Raw genomic sequence first — 5,073 nt, 5'->3', positions numbered from 1 at the left:
CTCACCGGCGACCAGCCGCCGCGCGGGTGGGCGGCGGCTGGTCGCCGGTGAGGGAGGGCGGCGGTCCGAAGGCCGGGCCGCGCCCGGCGAGCAGGGCGTGGAAGCGGGCGGCGATCATCCGGTGGCCGCGCTCGGCGGGGTGCAGCCGGTCGACGGACCACAGCGACCGGTCGGCCACCCAGGAGGCGTCGGCCATGTGCAGGTGCACGGTCTCGTAGCGGGCGGCCAGGGCGTGTACGACGGCGTTCACGGCGCGCTGCCGCCTGGCCAGCGGCCGGGCGAGGGGCGCGGGCAGGCCGAGCATCGCGCCGGGGTCGGGCAGGCAGGCGGTCAGCAGTACGGCTCCGCAGTCCGCGAGCGCGGCGCAGACGCGGTCCAGCCGGACGGCGAGGTCCTCGATGTCGAAGCCCTGGCGCAGCGTGTCGTTGACCCCGACGACGACGGCGGCGAGATCCGGGCCGAACGCGACGGCCTGCGGCGTCTGGCTCTCCTCCACGTCCCGGGTGAGGGCTCCGCTGACGGCGAAGTTGCGGAACTCCACCCCGGTGGCGGCGCCGAGCAGCGCGGCCCAGCCGCGCCACCCCGCGCCGACCGGGTCGCCGATCCCGGCGGTGAGCGAGTCGCCGAGCGCCGCGAACCGGACGGGGCGGGCCGGTGCGGGCGCAGGCGGGTGACGATGAAGACGCGCATATTCGTGTTGTCGTCGTACCGAACGTGCCCCTGCCAACGTGGATCTTTCCGGGCGGGGAACGTCCCGTGGGCATTCGAAGCGGCGCCCCGGCCGCGCCCGCGCCCCGGCCCGCGTCCTGGGGCGTCGCGGGACCCGCGCGCCATCGCGCGGATCCCGCTGCCGCCCGCTCCGCGAGAGCCGGAAGGGCTTACAGCGCGGCGGCGTCGGGGCCCATCCGGCTGCGTACGGCGGTCTGCACCTCGTCCTCCTCTGCGGGGTCGGCGGCGAGCCTGCGCAGCCGATCCGCCACCCGTACGTCCCCGGTCTCGGCGTGCAGCGCGGCGACCTCCCGGGTGGTCTCCTCGCAGTCCCACAGGCATTCGACGGCGAACCCGGTGGGGTACGAGGGGTCGGTGGCGGCCAGCGCGCGCGCCGCGCGGCCCCGCAGCTGCGAGGAGGCCGTCTCGCGGTAGATGTGGCGCAGTACGGGGGCGGCGCAGACGATGCCGAGGCGACCGGCGCCGTCCACGAGCGTCCACAGCCGCTGGGCGTCGGGGCCCTCGGCCCGTACGGTCTCGCGCAGCGCGCCGAGCACGAGCGCGGTGTCCCTGGTCGTGCCCCGGGCGGCGAGGACGCCGGCGGCCGAGGCGCCGAGGGCGTCGGGCCGGTGCGCCCAGCCCCTGGCGCGGTCGACGGCGGCTTCGCCGGTCATGCGCTCGAACGCGGCGACGGCGGCGTCGGCGACGGTGCCGCGGCCCGCGAGCGCCGCCGCTTCGATCAGGTCGAGTACGACGGGGTCGCGGTTCTCGGCGAGGTAGTGCAGGGCGGCGCAGCGCGCGCCGTCCGGGCCGCCGCGCGCGGCCTCGACGATCTGGGGCCGGTCGTCGGGTCCCGCGACGGCGGTGAGGCAGCGTGCGGCGGGCACGTGGAGCGCGGTGCCCCGGTCCAGTGCCTGCTGGGCCCAGTCGAAGACGGCGCGCACGCTCCAGCCGGGGCGTGGGCCGGTCGGTCGCAGCTGGCGCTGCCATCGGTCGAACGAGCCCTGTTCTGCCGCGGCCCTGATGCGGGCGCCGACGGCGGCCCTCGGGTCGTCGGCCCACAGCCGCCAGGGCCGGGGTTCGAAGGCGTCCCGGACGGTGGCGGCGAGTTCGGCGTCGCCCTCGGGTCCCGCCGGGAAGCGGGCGAGGACCGGTTCGGCCAGGGAGCGCAGTCCCGCGTCGTCGTCGCGCAGCGCCAGTTCGTCGAGCGCCCAGGCCCAGTTGGTGCCGGTGGCGGCGTAGCGCCTGAGCATCTCCAGGGCGTCGCGCCTGCCGTACGAGGCGAGGTGGCCCAGGACGGCGAGCGAGAGCCCGGTCCTGGACTCGTCGGTGTCGAAGTGGTCCTCGGCCCGGAAGAGGTGGCTCTCGACGGCGTCGAGTCCACCGCGGATGTCCAGGTAGAGGCGGGCGTAGTACAGCGAGCGGTTCTCGACCTGCCAGTCGCGCCGGGGGTCGTGGAGGACGCAGTGGTCGAGGGCGGCGAGCGCCTCCGCCCGGGGTGCGGCGAGCGCGTGCAGCGTGCCGTCGCCGCGGCCGCGCTGCAGCAGACCGAGCAGCGTGCCGCTCGGCGCTATGACTGGATCGAACATGGGGAAAGCCTCACATCAAGCTGTCGAAGCGACCGGGGAGTGTGATTCGAAGCCCGTGGGCCCCGGACTCTGCCCGGTTCCCGGGGCCCCCTGGCGGGGCGGCACACCGCTGCCCCTACCGGCCCGCGCGGCGACATGTTCGGCCGACCGTCGTCGTGTGCTGAACGCAGACCATCTTCCCTGCCTCTCGTCGGTGGCCCCGTGCGGGCCCGACGTCATGATGACCGAGCGATTTCGCCACCGCGACCACATTTACGGCGTCTGTCTCACCGGGCTCCGAACAGCTCCAGAAGGTCCGTCTTCCCAAACATGCGCGCGGTATCCACCGCGGAAGGGTTTCCTCCGGTTGGATCGGCGCCGCCGGCGAGCAGCGCGCGGATCACCGCGTCCTCGCCCTTGAAGACCGCACCGGCCAGTGGGGTCTGGCCCCGGTCGTTGACGCGTCCCGCGTCGGCGCCCCGGGCGATCAGCGCTTCCACCGCCGCGGCGTGGCCGTGGTAGGCGGCGAGCATGAGCAGGGAGTCGCCCCTGTCGTTGGTGAGGTTCGCGGGGACGCCCGCGTCCACGTAGGCGGCGAGCGTCTCCGTCTCACCGCTCCTGGCCAGGTCGAAGACCTTCGTGGCCAGCTCGACGACCTCGGGATCCGGGGGCACGCTCATGGGGGACCGCCTTTCTGCGCACGAGTGAACCGAAAGAGTACTGCTCGCGCGCGGAACAGGGAGTTCGCCCGGTCCGCCACCCGAGCCGTGCCCCGATGTGCGCCAGTTCAGTGAAATAACTGATATTTCACTCATTTGCACCTTTTGTCGCATAGATACTTTTGGTGATCCTGGAAGAACTCATGGTGACTGTCCCCGCAACCAGGAGAATTCTCATGATTCTGTCCATGTCAGGCGTCGTACTGCTCGGAATCATCGTCTTCCTCTTCTTCCGGAAGGACGGGCTCAAGGCGTCGCACGCCATCGTCTGCGCCCTCTTCGGCTTCTATCTCGCGGGCACCGCCATCGCCCCGAGCATCACGGCCGGCGGCGCCAGCCTCGCCGGTCTGCTCGGCGGCATCAAGTTCTGACGCCGCGCTCCCTCCCGTCCCGCTCCCCCCTCCCACCCGCACCAGGAGACAGCCGTGACCCGGCGACCACTCCCCCGCATTCTGACCGGCGGCAGCGCCCAGATCGCCCGCGGCCGCGACATGGCGCGCACGGCCGCCGACGGCGCCACCGACGTGCTCCATCCCCTGATCACGATCGCCCGTGGTCTGCGGATGCTGGCGGCGGGGGGCCGGCGCCGATGGTCGGCCACGCCCAAGGACCGGCGCGGTCCCGCGCTGTTCCTGGTCGCGGCCGTCGTCCTGGTGGTGGCGCTCATGCCGTACGGGCCGCTGCTGGCCCTGATCGCCGTCATGGGCGCGGCAGGCTGGCAGGGGCGCGACCGCACCCCGGTCAGGACCGGGCCCGACGAAGCGGAGGCGCGGCGCCTGCAGTCCCTCTACGAGGCGCTCGTGCCGTACTTCTCCGTACCGGAGGACCCCAGTCCGCTCTTCGCCCACGGCGGCGAGTGGAGCAGCGCCCTGGACTCGCCGGTGTTCGACGGCGACGGGCGGCTCACCCGGCTCCGGCTGACGTATCCCCCGTACTTCCCGGACGGCGAGCCCGACGCCCGCGCCCGGATCGAGCATCTGCTGCACGCCAAGTCGGGGCGTGGCCGCGAATATCTCTTCGACTGGGACGAAGAGGCCAATCAGCTCGTGATGACGGTGCTCTCGCCGCTCTCCACCGCCATCGCCGCCCAGCGCTTCGTCACCGGTCCCGGGGAGAGCGTGCTGGGCTTCACGGACGACGGCTCGGTGCGGCGCACCGTGCCGGTGCTGGCGGGCGAGGAGCGCGTGGACGCGCCCGCGGTGCTGTGGCGGACAGGACTGCGCGCGACGGAACCCCATCTGCTGGTCGCGGGGCAGCCGGGCAGCGGGGCGACGAGCCTGCTGCGCAGTCTCGCGCTCCAGGCCCTCCAGGGCGGCGACGTCCTGATCGTGGAGGGCAGCGGCACCGGCGAGTTCGCCTGTCTGGACGGACGGGCGGGCGTCCTGGCGGTGGAGAGCGGGCTCTCCGGCGCGCTCGCGGGCCTCGAATGGGCCGCCAACGAGACGGAGCGGCGGCTGATCGCCGCCAGTCGCGCCCGGCAGTCCGGCCGTCCCGCGCCCGCCGACACCCGGCGTCCGCTGTGGATCCTGCTGGACCGGCCGAGCGTCTTCGGCCATCTCGCGGCGGCCGAGGGGCGGCCCGATCCGCAGGAGCTGGTGCGGATGCCGCTGCGCCACGGCGGGGCGGTGCGGGTGACGGTCGTGGTGGCCGAGCAGCTCGACAACATGGACATGGTCGACGAGGCCGTCCGGTCGCACACCCGCGCCCGGGTGATCCTCGGACCGGCCTCGCCCGCGCAGGTGGAAGAGGTACTGGGGGCGCCGCCGCACACCACGCCCACCCCGGAGGCGCCGCCCGGCCGGGGGTACGCGCGGCTGGGCCGGGGCCCGGTGCTCAGGCTCCAGGTCCCGGCGACCCCCGACCCGTACGACGACGCGACGGGCGAGACGCACCGCCGGGCGGTCCAGGACCTGCTGCCGCCCCGCACCACAGCGCCCGCCGAGCCCGCCGAGGCGCCCGACGAGGAGCGGATCGAGGAGCGGGTGGTGGAGCGGGTGGTGGAGCAGGCGCACGCGGGCGTACCGGCCGAGGGCTGACCGCCCGGTCCCACCCGGACCGCCCGGTCCCACCCGGCGGCC

At 74.5% G+C, this 5,073-nt stretch carries 5 protein-coding genes; 2 read left to right on the top strand and 3 right to left on the bottom strand.

The window, feature by feature from the left end:
- Position 1: 1 nt before the first annotated feature.
- From DVH02_RS34070 to DVH02_RS34060, 3 genes are all read right to left on the bottom strand, one after another.
- Positions 2–727 carry an SGNH/GDSL hydrolase family protein gene (locus DVH02_RS34070; RefSeq protein WP_114627691.1) on the bottom strand — a complete coding sequence of 242 codons (726 nt, stop codon included), beginning with the start codon at positions 725–727 and terminating at the stop codon, positions 2–4.
- 151 nt (positions 728–878) lie between these two features.
- The gene (locus DVH02_RS34065) at positions 879–2,297 is read right to left on the bottom strand and encodes a HEAT repeat domain-containing protein (RefSeq protein ID WP_114627690.1); all 1,419 of its coding nucleotides are present in this window, start codon (positions 2,295–2,297) and stop codon (positions 879–881) included.
- 266 nt (positions 2,298–2,563) lie between these two features.
- Positions 2,564–2,956, bottom strand: coding sequence for an ankyrin repeat domain-containing protein (locus DVH02_RS34060; protein ID WP_114627689.1), 393 nt, complete (start codon positions 2,954–2,956; stop codon positions 2,564–2,566).
- A gap of 215 nt (positions 2,957–3,171) precedes the next feature.
- On the opposite strand from DVH02_RS34060, the gene DVH02_RS34055 reads away from it, so the two are divergent.
- Both DVH02_RS34055 and DVH02_RS34050 read left to right on the top strand, forming a co-directional pair.
- The gene (locus DVH02_RS34055) at positions 3,172–3,366 is read left to right on the top strand and encodes a hypothetical protein (RefSeq protein ID WP_114627688.1); all 195 of its coding nucleotides are present in this window, start codon (positions 3,172–3,174) and stop codon (positions 3,364–3,366) included.
- Positions 3,367–3,420: 54 nt separating this feature from the next.
- A complete protein-coding gene (locus tag DVH02_RS34050) occupies positions 3,421–5,031 on the top strand; it encodes a P-loop NTPase family protein (protein ID WP_114627687.1) in 1,611 nt (536 codons plus the stop codon).
- The last annotated feature ends 42 nt before the right edge of the window (positions 5,032–5,073 follow it).

Origin of the sequence: Streptomyces corynorhini, assembly GCF_003346515.1 — a bacterium.
Lineage (GTDB): Bacteria > Actinomycetota > Actinomycetes > Streptomycetales > Streptomycetaceae > Streptomyces > Streptomyces corynorhini.
The sequence above is the reverse complement of the archived record's forward strand: the minus strand, read 5'-3'. Positions and strand labels throughout refer to the sequence as shown.